A 15547-nucleotide genomic window follows, 5' to 3' on the forward strand; every position below is an offset into this window, starting at 1 on the left:
CGAAAAAAAAATATGTAAGTTTGTGTGTTAATTTTTTTGATGTCCTTCGTTATGATAAATGAGACGACCAATAAGAAGAATCAGGAGATAGTTAAAAATGTCTTCACCCGTTTTCTGGAAGACAACGGTCACAGGAAAACCCCGGAGCGTTATGCTATTCTCCAGGAAATATATGACAATGAGGAGCACTTTGACATAGAGTCGCTGTACATTAAAATGAAAAACAAAAACTACCGGGTCAGCAGGGCTACCCTGTACAATACCATAGAACTGCTTCTGGAATGCGGACTGGCAAGAAAGCACCAGTTTGGCCAGAACCAGGCACACTACGAAAAATCGTATTTTGACAGGCAGCACGACCACGTTATACTTACGGATACCGGTGAGGTTATGGAGTTTTGCGATCCGCGTATCCAATCCATAAAACAAACGATAGAAGAAGTTTTCAATATCAAAATACACAATCATTCCCTGTATTTTTACGCTACCAAGGAAGAAGAAAAATCATAAATCCGTAACGACATAAACCAGGAAACAGATTCGCTGTCAGGACAAGCGGTTTTTCCGTGGCCCTATTATTATTTCACCTGACAGAAGTCGGTATATTGTATTAACGAAAAGACAAGATAAACACGAACAAGACAATGGCAGTAGATTTACTACTCGGACTCCAGTGGGGAGACGAAGGAAAAGGCAAGATCGTAGATGTCCTCACCAAAGATTATGACATCATAGCCCGTTTTCAGGGCGGCCCGAATGCAGGGCATACACTGGAATTTGACGGGATCAAACACGTATTGCGCACTATCCCTTCCGGAATTTTTCACCCCGAGGCCATCAATGTTATAGGAAACGGTGTCGTTATAGACCCGGTAGTATTGGTAAGTGAGTTGGAAGGACTGAAAAAATTCGATATCGATTACAAAAGCAAACTCATACTTTCACGTAAGGCACATCTTATATTGCCTACACACCGTCTCCTGGACGCTGCTTCGGAAGCTGCGAAAGGAAAAGCCAAAATAGGTTCTACGCTAAAAGGTATTGGCCCTACGTATATGGACAAGACCGGGCGAAACGGTCTGCGTGTCGGAGACCTGGAACTGGACACCTTCGAAGCCAGGTACCGCGCATTGGCCGAAAAGCACGAAACCATGATCCGCCATTACGAAGTGGACCTTCAGTACAACCTTCCGGAAATGGAAGCGGAGTTTTTCGAAGCCGTAAAAACACTCAAAGAACTCCGTTTTATCGACAGCGAAGAATACCTGAACAGATCGCTGAAAGAAAACAAAAAGATACTGGCCGAAGGCGCACAGGGCTCCCTGCTGGATATTGATTTCGGCACCTACCCTTTTGTCACTTCATCAAACACTACGGCTGCCGGCGCATGTACCGGGCTGGGAATAGGACCAAACCGCATCGGGGAGGTCTACGGGATCTTTAAAGCCTACACCACCCGTGTAGGAAGCGGCCCCTTCCCTACCGAACTTTTTGATGAGGACGGAGAGCGTATGGCAAAAATAGGAAACGAATTCGGAGCAGTGACCGGGCGTCCCCGCCGTTGCGGATGGCTGGACCTGGTAGCTTTGAAATATGCCGTCCAGGTCAATGGCGTCACCCAGCTTATGATGATGAAAGCCGACGTACTTTCCAAATTCGAAACTTTGAAAGTATGTACCGCATATGAATATAAAGGAGAAGTCATAGCACATATGCCTTTCTCCATTGAAAAGGAAAACGTAACCCCTGTCTATACCGAATTAAAAGGATGGGACCAGGACCTTACCGGGTTGACTTCGGCAGACCAGCTTCCTGAAGAACTCCAGGATTATATTGCTTTCCTGGAAAAAAACCTGGAAGTACCTGTGAAAATCGTATCTGTAGGTCCAGACAGGACCCAGACTATATATAGGTAGATTTTTGGTTACAGGTTGCAGGTTACAAGTTGGCCTTATAACTTGGAGCCTGTAACCTGCAACTTGGAATTTATTACCCGCCACCACTATTAAATTCCTCTTAAATCCGCTATTTCCTTGTTCAAAAAAGCTATTTTTGAAACAAATTTCACAACGTGCCGGTATTTTTTAAGAAAATAATTTTCTGTCTTCTCGCTTTTCTTTCCCTGGCCGTTCATGCCCAGGAAAAGAAGAAGATCAATATTATATACAGCGGGGAATACAACCAGAACGAACAGAAATACCCCGGGGCATCCATTTTCAGCAAGGATGACCGGCAGGTACAGTTTGAACACGAAGGTATTGACCTCTGGTGCGACCTAGCCATTTTTTACCAGAAAGAAAATCTTCTGAAAGCTTTCGGCAATGTATTTCTGCAACAGGGAGATACGGTACAGTTAAACAGCGGGTATATAGAATATGACGGTAATACCAAACTCGCCCTGGCCCAAAAAGACGTATTGCTTCAAAATCCTGACATGACCCTTACTACGGACACACTGTATTTTGACCGGAACACCCAGGAGGCCTATTACAATTCTTTCGGTACGGTAAAAGATTCCACCAACGTACTGACCAGCCGGGAAGGACGCTATTATCTTACTCCCAAAAAATACAAATTTGTCACCGATGTAAAAATCGATAACCCGGAATACGAAGTGCACTCGTTGCGGCTGGATTATTACACCACCACCAAGCATGCCTATATGTTTGGCCCGTCCACTATTATCGGCGAAGACTATACCATATACTGTGAAAGAGGGTTCTATAAAACCGAGGAAGAAGAAGGCTATTTCGTAAAGAATTCCCGTGTCGATTACAATAACCGGATTATCAACGGGGACAGTCTCTATTTCAATCAGAAAAAAAACTTCGCTTCCGCCACCAACAATATAAAGATTACCGATACCATTAATAAAGGAATCGTTAAAGGGCACTATGCGGAAGTCTTCAAGGAGAAAGATTCCGTATTCATAACCAAAAGGGCCGTGGCCGTAAACCTGGTAGAACAGGATTCCATATACATACATGGGGATACCCTGATGGTAACCGGCAAACCGGAACACCGTATCATCCGTGCTTTCCGGGAAGCGAGGTTTTACAAATCAGACCTGAGCGGCAAATGCGACTCCATACATTCCGACCAGAAGACAGGGATCACCCAGCTTATCACCCGCCCCATATTGTGGTCCGGCGAAACACAGATGACGGGAGACAGCATCAACCTCCTTTCCAATCCGGAAACCGAAAAACTCGATTCGCTCCATGTCTGGGACAATGCCTTTGTCGTACAAAAAGATTCCCTGGAGAAAAACGGCTATAACCAGATCAAAGGAAAAGAGCTGCTCGGTTACTTCGAGGAGAATGAACTGCGGGTAGTGGATATGATCAAAAATGCAGAATCCATCTACTACACCCGGAACGATAAAAACGAACTGATAGGCATTGACAAACACGTCAGCGGAAATATACAGTTCACCATAGAGAACAACGAAATGCAGGACATTTCCTATTTTATTAATCCCGATGCCATTCTGTACCCTGAAAACCAGCTTCCCGAAAATGCCAGGAAACTTCGGGGTTTTGTCTGGTATGGCGACCAAATGATTCGGAGTAAGGATGATATTTTCGACGAAGACGACAACAATGTCGAACTCGTAAAAATACGGGGAATTGACAATCCCATAGATATCGAAGCCGAGGAAGAAGAATACCGCAGGGCGATGGATAAGGAGCCGGGAATACTTCCTCCCAGGAAAGAGCCTTCATCTCCCGCGGAGGTTACAGACAGTATTCCGCCGGAAGCCGAAGATACGACTGCCGTGACACCACCCGGGGAAAAAGACAGTACAGGCATTGAAAGCAAGGAACCCGATTCCCTGCAAGTCCGAAAACCGGTAACACAAGCAATAGACAGCCTTTCCGAAAAGATAGACAGTATTGTTCCGGAAAAAAAAGAAACCGATTCCCTCAAACTTCAAACGCCGGGTGTTCCCGTAACGGACAGTATCCCGGTAAAAAAGGAACAGGACAGTATTATTCCGCCAAAGAGGAATGATTCCATTCCCGAAAACGAAAAGAAGAACGCAACATCCCCGCCATCCGAACAACAAGGCACAGGGGAGGAAAATGAAGAAGGTTTATAGGAATATGTCAATGATGAAACAGGATTTTTTTAACTTCCAGGCACAGACATCGCCCCACCCGCTTGCCCTGGAAGTCTCTCATGCTAAGGGCAGCTATATTTATGACACTACTGGCAAAGCCTACCTCGACTTTATTGCGGGTGTTTCCGCCAACACCCTGGGGCACAGTCATCCTAAAGTGGTGCAGGCGGTGCAAGATCAGGCCGAAAAGTACATGCACGTTATGGTCTACGGGGAATTCATCCAGCAACCCGCAGTAGAACTGGCCAGGTTACTGGCATCACATCTCCCCGCGCCACTGGAGACCACATATCTTGTCAACTCCGGTACCGAGGCTATAGAAGGCGCCCTGAAACTGGCCAAAAAAGTTACCGGACGAAGTGAAATCATTGCTGCACGGAATGCCTATCACGGCAATACCCAGGGCTCTATGAGTGTTATGGGCCACGAAGAACGCAGGCAGGCCTTTCGTCCCCTTATCCCGGGGAACAGGTTCATTACCTTTAATAAAGAAGATGACCTGGAAAACATCACAGAAAGAACGGCAGCCGTCCTGCTGGAAACCATACAGGGAGGAGCGGGATTCATTGTCCCCTCCGATAATTACCTGCAAAAAGTCAGGAAACGATGTGATGAAACCGGGACTCTGCTCATCCTGGACGAAATACAACCCGGATATGGCAGAACGGGAAAACTTTTCGGGTTTGAGCACTTTGGTATTGTTCCCGATATCCTGGTTATGGGTAAAGGCATGGGCGGAGGTATGCCCGTGGGTGCATTCACGGCATCAAAAGCCATGATGGCCCGGCTAAAGGACAATCCCAAACTGGGACATGTTACTACTTTCGGGGGAAACCCGGTAATAGCATCGGCCTGCCTGGCTACATTACGCGAAGTCACCGGCACTTCCCTAATGAAAGATACCCTCGAAAAAGAAAAACTGTTTCGCAGGCTACTCGTTCATCCGCGGATAAAAGAAGTACGCGGAAAGGGGCTGATGCTTGCCATAATGACAGACAGCGCGGAAATAACCAATTATGTCATCCTGGAGTCCCTTAAACGCGGCTTACTGATGTTCTGGCTGCTTTTTGAGCCCGACGCAGTACGCATAACCCCTCCCCTCACCATTTCCGAAAAGGAAATACGTGAAGGGTGCTCCGTTATCCTGGACGTCCTGGATCAATGGCACGATTAATGTTAACTACTTTGTTGATAACAAATACGTGGAATTGCTGGAAATAAAGGCCGCAAACCCTAAATTTATTAACGTAGAATCCTAAAAAAGCATGCTTATGCCATTTAGTTCTAACGAAGACCGAAAGTTTCCCATTTCGAAATTCGAGTCCATGCTCAAAACCAATGACGTGTATTTTTTTGACGCGGATGATTTTGAGGATATTATCCACCACTATCTCGATTTAGGGAAAGTGGCTTTGGCTAAAAAAGCCATAAAGATCGGACTGGAACAACACACCACTTCGACTACCTTGAAATTGCTGTTGATCGAAGTACTGATCTTCGAGAACCGGTTTGATGTAGCGGAAAAAATGCTGGATGAACTTGCGGCCCTGGAAACCTCTAATGAAGAGATATACATTCAACGGGCCAATATCTATTCCAAAAAAGACAATCACGCCATGGCCATCGAGCTCCTTAAAGAAGCCCTGGCCTATACGGAAGACAGCGCGGATGTCTATTCGCTCATAGGTATGGAATACCTTTTCCTGGACAAGTACGGCGAAGCCAAGGATTGTTTTATAAAATGCCTGGAAGAAGACCCGGAAGACTATTCCGCTCTTTATAATATTATCTACTGTTTCGATTTCCTAGAAGATCATGAGGGCGCCATAACATACCTGAACACTTACCTTGAGGACAATCCGTACAGCGAAGTAGGCTGGCACCAGATGGGCAAACAGTTCTTTCATAAGAAGATGCTTAAAGAAGCACTTGCCGCTTTTGATTTTGCTATCATTTCCGATGATACCTTTATAGGCGCCTATCTCGAAAAAGGTAAAGTCCTGGAAAAGCTGGGACGATATAACGAGGCCATAGAAAACTATGAACTGACCCTCACCCTCGACGATCCTACCTCCTTTGCTTATCTCAGGATAGGAAAATGTCATGAAAAACTGGGGAATGACAATGTGGCCAAACAGTATTATTACAAAACCGTTCACGAAGATCCGCTGCTGGACAAGGGGTGGATAGCCATTACCGATTTTTACCTGAAACAATACAATTACCAGAAGGCCAAATATTACATCAATAAAGCGCTTAACATCGACAGCGAAAACATAGCTTACTGGAAACGTTGTGCAGAAATAAACAAGGAACTGCATCTTTATGAAGAAGCGGACATTTCGTACCAGAAAACCATTGAACTGGGCAACTACGAACTGGAAACCTGGACTTCCTGGTGTGATATCCTCGTTAAGATAGGTGAATTTGAAAATGCCGTACATGTTATGCTCCAGGCTCTTGAATTCTATCCTAAGGAAGCCTGCCTGGAATATCGTATCGCCGGACTTTATTTTACGCTGGCGGACAGTAGTAAAGGACGTTTTCACCTCAGGAACGCTCTGACCGATAATTATGATGACCGGGGTATTATGAAAGAGTTGTTTCCTTCCGTATTCAGCAGCAAAACCGTTAAGAATTTTATAACAGATTTTAAAAAGGCTTCTATTTAAAATTGTCTATTTTTGTTCGTCAAAGAACAGAATATGCAAAGAAGGCTATTGGATTACCTGATAATCACTTTAAAAGGGATGGCAATGGGAGCCGCCGATGTTGTTCCCGGCGTGTCCGGAGGCACCATAGCATTTATTTCCGGGATTTATGAAGAACTTATCGGTTCTATTGACAAGATCAACCTATCCTCACTGAAAATCTGGAAACAATATGGTTTCAGGGCCATGTGGAACAGTATTAACGGTAATTTTTTACTGGCCCTGGTCATAGGCATTGCTTTTAGCATATTCTCCCTGGCAAGGTTTATCAGTTGGTTGCTTAGCACCCACCCTATAGCCGTGTGGTCGTTTTTTTTCGGCCTTGTCATAGCCAGTATTTTTTTTATCGGCAAACAGATATCCCGGTGGTCCGCCAGGGTCATAATAGCCACCTTGCTGGGTGGGATCATATCCTATTACGTAACCGTTGCAAACCCCGTAAGCTCGCCGGACGGATTCCCCTACCTGTTCTTATCCGGTTTTATAGCCATTATAGCCATGATACTTCCCGGTATATCCGGTGCTTTTATCCTGCTGCTTATGGGATCGTACGAAATTGTGATCAATACTATAAACCAGCTCCGAGAAGGGATATTCCGTGCCGATATGCAACTTCTGGGACAGGCCTTTACCAAGCTGGCTGTTTTCGGCGTGGGGGCCATACTCGGACTCAAATTATTTTCAGGGGCCCTCAACTGGATGTTTAAGCACCATAAAAATACAACCCTGGCTTTACTTACCGGTTTTATGATCGGGTCCCTGAACAAGATATGGCCCTGGAAAGAAACCCTTTCCTGGAGAGTGAATTCACATAATGAGCAGGTTCCCGTACTGCAAAGGAGCATATCCCCTTTCCAGTTCGAAGGAAACAACCAGGTGGTCCTGGCTTGCTTTGTTGCCATTGCCGGGTTCCTCACCATATACCTTTTGGAAAAAATAGCCGTAAAAGCACAAAAAACAAATGAATAGTTCCAGAACACTCCGGGACAGGATCTTTTTAGTAATAAAAGGACTTGCCATGGGCGCTGCCAACAAGGTGCCCGGGGTATCCGGAGGTATCGTGGCCTTTGTTGCAGGCTTTTATGAAGAATTTATTTATTCCCTTCAAAAAATTAACCTCAAGGCATTAAAACTGCTTATCAACGGCAGGTTTAAGTCTTTTTACCGCTATATTAACGGCAGGTTCCTCGGGCTCCTGATCTTCGGAATGCTCGTAAGTTACTTCAGTGTATCCAAGATACTCGATTATTTTATAGCCCAGAAAGAACTTTACGTCTGGGCCAGCTTTTTCGGGATGATCTTAGGCTCCATTTACTATATCTCCAAAGGATTTAACTGGAGCCGGAAAACCATTCTTTCCGCACTCATAGGTCTTTTGGTGGGAATTTCGATCAGTTTCCTGAGCCCGGCACGGGAAAATACCAACCTTTTCTTTGTTTTCCTGTGCGGGATTATAAGTGTTTCGGGAATGACTCTTCCGGGCCTGTCCGGTTCTTTCATCCTCATCCTTCTCGGAAATTATGTACTCCTGCTGGTAGATTCGGTCAACTCACTTTACGATACTTTCGCCGAGATCTTTCAGGGCGATTTTTCCTTCGTGCAAAACCAGGAACGCATTGAGACGCTTACCATTCTCGGGGTCTTTACTCTCGGATCGGCAACCGGGCTGGTAACCCTGTCCCACCTGCTCAATTACGTATTAAAGCACTATCGCAATATGACCACTGCCATCATTATCGGTTTTATTACCGGCTCCCTGGGAGTGGTATGGCCGTGGAAAAGAACGCTATTCCGTGTAGACGAAACCGGAAAATACATCCTGGACAGCGAAGGGCACCAGATCATACAAAACTACCAGCGCTATATTCCCGATTTTTCACTTTCGGAGACCTGGGGAGCCATAGGTTTTGCTATATTTGGGGTATTGATCGTCCTTGCCCTGGACTGGTACGGAAGACGCACAAGAAGGATCAAATAACGATTCCCCGTTTATACCAAAGCACTTGGTTACCGTGCTTAAAACACCTACAGGGCTCCTGAACAAAAACAGAAAAATATGCCATTATTCGGACTTATCGGAAAAAACATATCGTATTCTTTCTCCCAGGTATACTTCCGGGAAAAATTTGAAAAACTACAACTTACAGACCATTCTTACGTCAACTTTGACCTACAGGATATCAAGGAATTCCCATCTCTCCTTACCAAACATCCCGACCTTATGGGATGCAATGTGACCATTCCTTACAAAGAAGCCGTCATGCCCTATCTCACGGGACTCAGCAACAAAGCGCAACAGATAGGTGCCGTAAACGTCATTAAAGTCGAGAAAGATCGTCTCACCGGGTACAATACGGATTACTATGGTTTCCAGGCTTCCCTGCAACCCTTATTGCGACAAGAACACCGCAAGGCTCTGATACTCGGTACAGGAGGCGCTTCCAAGGCCATAGCCTTCAGCCTTAAAGAACTGGGAATCGCCCATACTTTTGTTTCCAGAAACCCGGGAGAAGGACAATTATCCTATAATGACCTGGACGAAAAGACAATAAAAACCAGCCCGGTTATCATAAACTGTACTCCTATGGGCACTTATCCGGATGTAGAGAACAAACCGGCAATTCCTTATCATTATATTACCCCGGAACACTTGTTATATGACCTTATTTACAATCCGGCCGAAACTTCCTTTTTAAAAGAAGGAAAACAAAGGGGTGCTACCACAAGCAACGGACTTCGTATGTTGCAGCTTCAGGCAGAAAAAGCCTGGGAAATATGGAATTCTCCCGCCAGGTAAAACCCGGGGTGATATACGGTTTTACCGTGAAGCATATCAGAGTTTCTGTTCAGGGAAAAAAAAACAGTCTTTTCGGAAGGCTGCCTGAGTTCTATCCTTTGGTTCTTTTATGTGTCTTTTTCCTCCATTCCTGCCTGCCGGTGTGCAGGAATACACTGTAACCTCAATAATTATCGGGATCAAAAACAGAATTCAGACACTCTCTAAAAGCTTCAAAAGTTTTGCTATTTTAAGAGTAGTTAGTATCTTTCACGTTCTAAAGCGATGATGAACCATAAACATTTTTAAGATGTTAGACCAAAAAGACAATAACCTGCACCATGCAGAGGAGAATGCGGCTACCGGCCGGACCAAAGGGGAAGAAAAAGAGATTGGCATAGACCATGCGGCTGCTTCCGATGAGGAACCCGTGACGGAAGCGCATAAAACCGAGGAGACGGAAGACAAAGACGCAGGTCAGGCAACCCCAGCCGGTATAGAAGTAAATGAAGAAGAGGTTCCGAAAGAAACAGAGGAATCCGGAACGGAAGTGCATATAACCGAAGAGGTAGAAGACAAAGACGCAGACCAGGCAACACAAGCCATCATAAAAGCAGATGAAGAAGAGGTCCTGAACGAAACAGAGGAACCGGGAACGGAAGTGCATAAAACCGAAGAGGTAGAAGACAAAGACGCAGACCAGGCAACCCCAGCCACCATAAAAGCAGATGAAGAAGAGGTCCTGGACGAAACAGAGGAACCCGGAACGGAAGCGCATAAAACCGAAGAGACGGAGGACAAAGACGCAGACCAGGTAACCCCGGCAGCCATCATAGAAGTAAATGAAGAAGAGGTCCTGAACGAAATAGACGAGTCCAATGCCGAAGATGCCGAAGACGAAGACAATGTCAAAAGACATTCCATCCCGGTACTGGATTATCATGCCATGACCCTGGATAAACTGGCCGAGGAACTGGAAAAGCTTATCAAAAGGGAAAAAATACAGGCCATAAAGGAGCACGTGGATGGAATCAAGTATGAGTTTGATCTGAAATTCCAGGAACTCGTAGAGGAAAAGAAAGAAGAGTTCCTCAACGATGGCGGCAACGAAATAGACTTCCGCTATAGTCCTCCCGTAAGGCAAAGATTCCTCAATGCCTACGGAGATTATAAAGACAGAAGAAACCAGTACTATCAAAACCTGGAACAAAACCTTAAAAGCAATCTCACCAAGCGACTGGAGATCATCGAGGAACTGAAGGGCCTGATCAACGTAGAGGAAAATATAAACACCACCTACAAACACTTTAAAGAACTCCAGGAGCTCTGGAAAGTGGCCGGGCCTATCCCCAGGGTCAACTACAATGATGTATGGCGGACTTACCAGCACCATGTAGAGCGTTTTTACGATTTCCTGGACATCAACCGCGATCTTCGGGATCTCGATTTCAGACACAACCTGGAAGAAAAGGAAAAACTGATCACAAGAGCAGAAGAACTCGCCGAGATTTCCGATGTAAATATGGCATTCAGGGAGTTACAGTCCCTTCATAAAATATGGAAGGAAGACATTGGCCCCGTAGACAGAGAACACCGTGAGGACGTGTGGGAACGCTTCAGTGCGGCGACCAGGATAATTCACGAAAAAAGACAGGAGTACTTCAAGAACATGGATGAGATCCATGAGCAGAACCTGGAGAAAAAAGAGGAAATTATAGCGCAAATAAACGCGATTGCACAAAACAAGGTTTCTTCTCATAACCAATGGCAAAGGCAGATCAGGGAGATCGAAGCGCTCCGGGAAGCCTTTTTCAATGCCGGGAGGGTGCCGAGAAAGGTCAACGAGGAAGTATGGGCAGCCTTTAAAACCGCGGTAAGGACATTTAACCGGAATAAAAACGAATTTTATAAACACCTCAAAAAAGATCAGCACGAGAACCTGACCAGGAAACAGGAACTCATAAAAATAGCACAGGAGAACCAAGACAGTGACGACTGGGAAGTGGTTACCCCGTTGATGAAGAAAATACAGTCCGACTGGAAAAAAATAGGCCATGTGCCACGCAAGTATTCCGATAAAATATGGAATGAATTCAAGGCGGCCTGTAACCATTATTTTAACAGGCTTCACCAGCACAGGGACGAAGGTAATAAGGATGAAACGGAAGCCTACAAAGGCAAGGAAGCCCTGCTCGATGAGCTCAAGGATTTTCAACTGACCGGCGACCACCAGGCCGACCTGGAAACCGTCAAGGAATTTATTTCCGCATGGAGGTCTTACGGACGTGTGCCTTATTACAAAAGGAACATAGAGAGTAAATTTAACAAGATCATCGATGCCCTCTTTAAAAAACTGGATGTTGCCAAACGGGATATAGAACTCATCAAATATGGCAATAAGCTGGAACAACTGGCTAATTCCGACCAGGAAAACCTGATCGACCACGAAATGGTCTTTATACGCCGCAAGATCGATGAAGTAAAAGGTGAGATCCGCCAACTGGAAAACAACCTGCAGTTTATCAATGCCGATGAAACCAACCCGATTGTGAGAGAGGTAAACAAGAACATTGATAAACACAAGGAGACACTTGCATTGTGGAAAGCTAAGCTCAAGCAACTGAGGGAAATGGATTAATGGCCGTTTCCCCGGTTTCACATCCCTGAAAAAATTTGTTTTTTCATTCCGGAATACACCCGTCGTATCTCCGGGACAATTGTGCCATTTTACCCGCTATTCAAATATTTACGGGACCAGAAAGCATTGTACTATTCCCGTTCCGCGCCACCGCACCTGATCTGATTTTTACTATAAACTCACAAACGTTTCAAAAACAATGAAAAAAACAGCATTTTGCCTTGTCCTAACGGCATATTTTCTTTTCCCCGACTCTACGCTCGCGCAGGTCAATGAAAACGAAACAGGGGCCTGGTATATGTACTTCTGGAACACAACATTAAAAAACAGCCGTTTTGGTTTTCAAGGGGATGTACAATACAGGAACTGGGACATTATGGGAGACCTGGAGCAACTTCTCCTCCGGGGTGGTGTTACTTACCAACCGGAGAAGGCTAACGTTAAATTCACACTCGGATATGGCTATGTCCTTTCCGGCGAATACGGTGACGGCAACAGCACCAGCGAAGAAAGCAGGATATACCAGGAAGCTCTGCTCCCCCATCAACTGGGAGACCGGTTTTATCTAACTCACCGTTTCCGGTTTGAACAGCGCTGGGTGGAAAGCCAGGACTTTCGTACACGTTTTCGCTACAACCTTTTCCTTAACATCCCGGTAAACCAGGTTTCTTTAAATAAAGGAGCAATTTACATAGCCCTATATAACGAATTGTTTATCAACGGACAAAAAGAGACCGGCAACGGCAATACGGTAGAAATATTTGACAGGAATCGTCTCTATACCGCACTGGGGTACAGCATTACGGATAACCTTAAAATACAAGCGGGCTATATGCGCCAGTCTACGAATACTATTGATAAAGGACAATTACAACTGAGCCTGCATCATACGCTTTAAAATTATATACTCGTAACTGCAAAATCCAAAGGTTTTAGCATCTGGGAAATCGCTTTTCAAGTGATGAGTTAATAAGTTGATTCAGTTATCAGGTTATTCAGACAATACCACAGTATGCCTGATAGCTAAAGCCCGGAGGCTTTTGATCTCAGAGAGGTTTCTACTCCGCTCGGCCTGACAGTATTACACAAATACCTGTGATTATCAACTTAAAATCAGGACCAATAAAAACGGGGCCGGCGAATATTCGCCGGCCCCGTTTTTATATTATATGTCCGTCTCTTTAACTTACAAAGCTCTCCGAAACCCTCTAAGCAACTTATTTGGCAATATTTACAGACCTGGTCTCGCGGATCACCGTTACTTTTACCTGTCCCGGATATGTCATATCCGTTTGTATTTTCTGAGAGATCTCAAAAGACAGTTCAGCAGCCTTATCGTCACTCACTTTTTCACTTTCAACAATAACTCTCAGCTCCCTTCCGGCCTGGATAGCATAAGCTTTTTTAACCCCATGGAAAGCGAAAGCTATGTCTTCCAGGTCTTTCAGGCGCTGTATATAGGAATCGAGCACCTGGCGTCTTGCTCCCGGTCTTGCCCCGCTTATGGCATCACATACCTGCACTATCGGCGCGATGAGCGACTTCATTTCCACTTCGTCATGGTGAGCCCCGATGGCATTACAAACGTCGGGCTTTTCCCCGTATTTTTCAGCCCATTCCATACCTATTATAGCATGAGGCATTTCGGTTTCGGATTCAGGGACTTTTCCTATATCGTGAAGCAGCCCGGCGCGTTTGGCCAGTTTTGGGTTTAGTCCCAGTTCTGCCGCCATTACTCCGCACAGTTTAGCGACTTCACGGGAGTGTTGCAGCAGGTTTTGTCCGTATGAAGAACGATACTTCATACGTCCCACCATTTTTATCAGTTCGGGGTGAAGTCCGTGAATCCCCAGGTCGATCACCGTTCTCTTTCCGACCTCAATAATCTCCTCCTCTATCTGCTTGGTCGTTTTCTGTACCACCTCTTCAATACGTGCCGGGTGTATCCTTCCGTCCGTCACCAGTTTATGCAGGGACAAGCGGGCTATTTCCCTTCTAACGGAGTCAAAGCAGGATAAGATAATGGCTTCGGGAGTATCGTCCACAATGATCTCCACACCGGTAGCAGATTCCAACGCGCGGATATTCCTTCCTTCCCGGCCTATAATGCGGCCTTTAATATCATCGGATTCGAGGTTAAATACAGAGACACAGTTTTCTATGGCTTCTTCGGTGCCTATTCGCTGAATGGTATTTATGATCACTTTCTTGGCCTCCTGCTGTGCCGTGAGCTTTGCCTCTTCGAGCGTGTTCTGGACGTAACTCATGGCATCGCTCTTTGCATCGGCCCTCAGGGATTCTATCAACTGACTTTTGGCTTCTTCTGCCGGTAACCCGGAAATAATTTCAAGTTGTTTTACCTGGCTTTTATGTAGTTTTTCTACTTCTGTTTGCTTCTTGTCCAGGATCTCCATCCTGTATTCGTAATCTTTCAGTTTTGTTTCCAGTTCATCGTTAAGCTTTTTGTTCCTGGTTAATTCGCCGGTAATCTGTGCTTCCTTATCCCTCGTCCTCTTCTCTGCTTCTGCAATTTTTTTATCTTTTGCTACAATTACTTTCTCGTGTTCTGCTTTCAGTTCAAGAAATTTCTCTTTGGCCTGAAATATTTTATCTTTTTTTATGCTTTCGCCTTCGGTAGTGGCTTCTTTTACAATGGATGTCGCTTCTCTTTTGGCATTGGCCAATATTTTAGACGCATTTTTCTTTTCCATTATTCTGGCGATGAAAAACCCCAGGGCCACGCCAATTATACCCGCAACAATAATCATAGTTATATCCATCTTGTTTTCTCTTTTAAAAAAAAAGCCTACATCGGTAAGGGGTTATGTATAAACTCCAAAAGACAAGTTTAGGATTAACCGGCTGATCAAGGATCCGTTCATCCGGCCTAAACCGGAAACGGCATGCTTTTACAACCGAGACTCACCCTTCTTAATTTGAATAGTGTTGAGTTTATCAAACAATAATACCAATGTAGGCAGTACCTCTATTTATTTAAAGAACTTTTTTATGAACTAAGTTTAGCCTGAAGAAGTTCATTCAAAGCCTCCAGGCGTTCTTTGACCTCTTCATTTCCATTTTCTTTATCTATACTTTTCTGTTCTACCCGCGAGGCAAACTGTAAGGCACACATAGCCAATACATCCTGTTTATCCCTTACGGCATAATTCTGTTCAAACTGCTTTACAAGCCCTTCTATGCTTTTAGCCGCTTTCCGCAATCCCTCTTCCTGATCAGGATCAATGGTTAGCGGATATACACGATCTGCTATAGATATCTTAATTCTGAGCTTATCCATA

The 15547-nt window shown here is 45.0% G+C and carries 12 protein-coding genes and 1 other RNA gene; 10 read left to right on the forward strand and 3 right to left on the reverse strand.

Annotated elements, in window-relative coordinates:
• Positions 1 to 51: 51 nt before the first annotated feature.
• The 10 genes from ACVBDY_RS16910 (at position 52) to ACVBDY_RS16955 (ending at position 13146) form a co-directional block, all read left to right on the forward strand.
• A complete protein-coding gene (locus ACVBDY_RS16910) occupies positions 52 to 510 on the forward strand; it encodes a Fur family transcriptional regulator (protein ID WP_447176640.1) in 459 nt (152 codons plus the stop codon).
• 134 nt (positions 511 to 644) lie between these two features.
• Complete coding sequence (locus tag ACVBDY_RS16915) at positions 645 to 1916, forward strand: adenylosuccinate synthase (protein WP_447176641.1); 1272 nt, start codon at positions 645 to 647, stop codon at positions 1914 to 1916.
• Between the two features lie 155 nt (positions 1917 to 2071).
• On the forward strand, positions 2072 to 4102 hold the full coding sequence (locus tag ACVBDY_RS16920; protein ID WP_447176642.1) for an OstA-like protein: 2031 nt from the start codon (positions 2072 to 2074) through the stop codon (positions 4100 to 4102).
• Between the two features lie 13 nt (positions 4103 to 4115).
• Positions 4116 to 5297, forward strand: coding sequence for an aspartate aminotransferase family protein (locus tag ACVBDY_RS16925; protein WP_447176921.1), 1182 nt, complete (start codon positions 4116 to 4118; stop codon positions 5295 to 5297).
• A gap of 97 nt (positions 5298 to 5394) precedes the next feature.
• Positions 5395 to 6795 carry a tetratricopeptide repeat protein gene (locus ACVBDY_RS16930; protein WP_447176643.1) on the forward strand — a complete coding sequence of 467 codons (1401 nt, stop codon included), beginning with the start codon at positions 5395 to 5397 and terminating at the stop codon, positions 6793 to 6795.
• 33 nt (positions 6796 to 6828) lie between these two features.
• Positions 6829 to 7803, forward strand: coding sequence for a DUF368 domain-containing protein (locus ACVBDY_RS16935; RefSeq protein WP_447176644.1), 975 nt, complete (start codon positions 6829 to 6831; stop codon positions 7801 to 7803).
• Positions 7796 to 8812 carry a DUF368 domain-containing protein gene (locus ACVBDY_RS16940; protein WP_447176645.1) on the forward strand — a complete coding sequence of 339 codons (1017 nt, stop codon included), beginning with the start codon at positions 7796 to 7798 and terminating at the stop codon, positions 8810 to 8812. Before ACVBDY_RS16935 ends, ACVBDY_RS16940 begins: the two co-directional genes overlap by 8 nt.
• Before the next feature lie 78 nt (positions 8813 to 8890).
• A complete protein-coding gene (locus tag ACVBDY_RS16945) occupies positions 8891 to 9631 on the forward strand; it encodes a shikimate dehydrogenase family protein (RefSeq protein ID WP_447176646.1) in 741 nt (246 codons plus the stop codon).
• A gap of 289 nt (positions 9632 to 9920) precedes the next feature.
• Complete coding sequence (locus ACVBDY_RS16950) at positions 9921 to 12248, forward strand: DUF349 domain-containing protein (RefSeq protein ID WP_447176647.1); 2328 nt, start codon at positions 9921 to 9923, stop codon at positions 12246 to 12248.
• 199 nt (positions 12249 to 12447) lie between these two features.
• A complete protein-coding gene (locus ACVBDY_RS16955) occupies positions 12448 to 13146 on the forward strand; it encodes a DUF2490 domain-containing protein (protein WP_447176648.1) in 699 nt (232 codons plus the stop codon).
• Positions 13147 to 13465: 319 nt separating this feature from the next.
• Here the strand turns inward: ACVBDY_RS16955 and rny are convergent, their stop codons facing one another.
• The 3 genes from rny to ACVBDY_RS16970 form a co-directional block, all read right to left on the reverse strand.
• Positions 13466 to 15028, reverse strand: coding sequence for a ribonuclease Y (rny, locus tag ACVBDY_RS16960; RefSeq protein WP_447176649.1), 1563 nt, complete (start codon positions 15026 to 15028; stop codon positions 13466 to 13468).
• A 50-nt stretch (positions 15029 to 15078) separates the two neighbouring features.
• Positions 15079 to 15200: non-coding RNA, 6S RNA (gene ssrS, locus ACVBDY_RS16965), on the reverse strand.
• A gap of 55 nt (positions 15201 to 15255) precedes the next feature.
• Positions 15256 to 15546 carry a cell division protein ZapA gene (locus tag ACVBDY_RS16970; RefSeq protein WP_447176650.1) on the reverse strand — a complete coding sequence of 97 codons (291 nt, stop codon included), beginning with the start codon at positions 15544 to 15546 and terminating at the stop codon, positions 15256 to 15258.
• Between the last annotated feature and the right edge of the window lies 1 nt (position 15547).

It is taken from the genome of Sinomicrobium halophytocola (assembly GCF_052983395.1).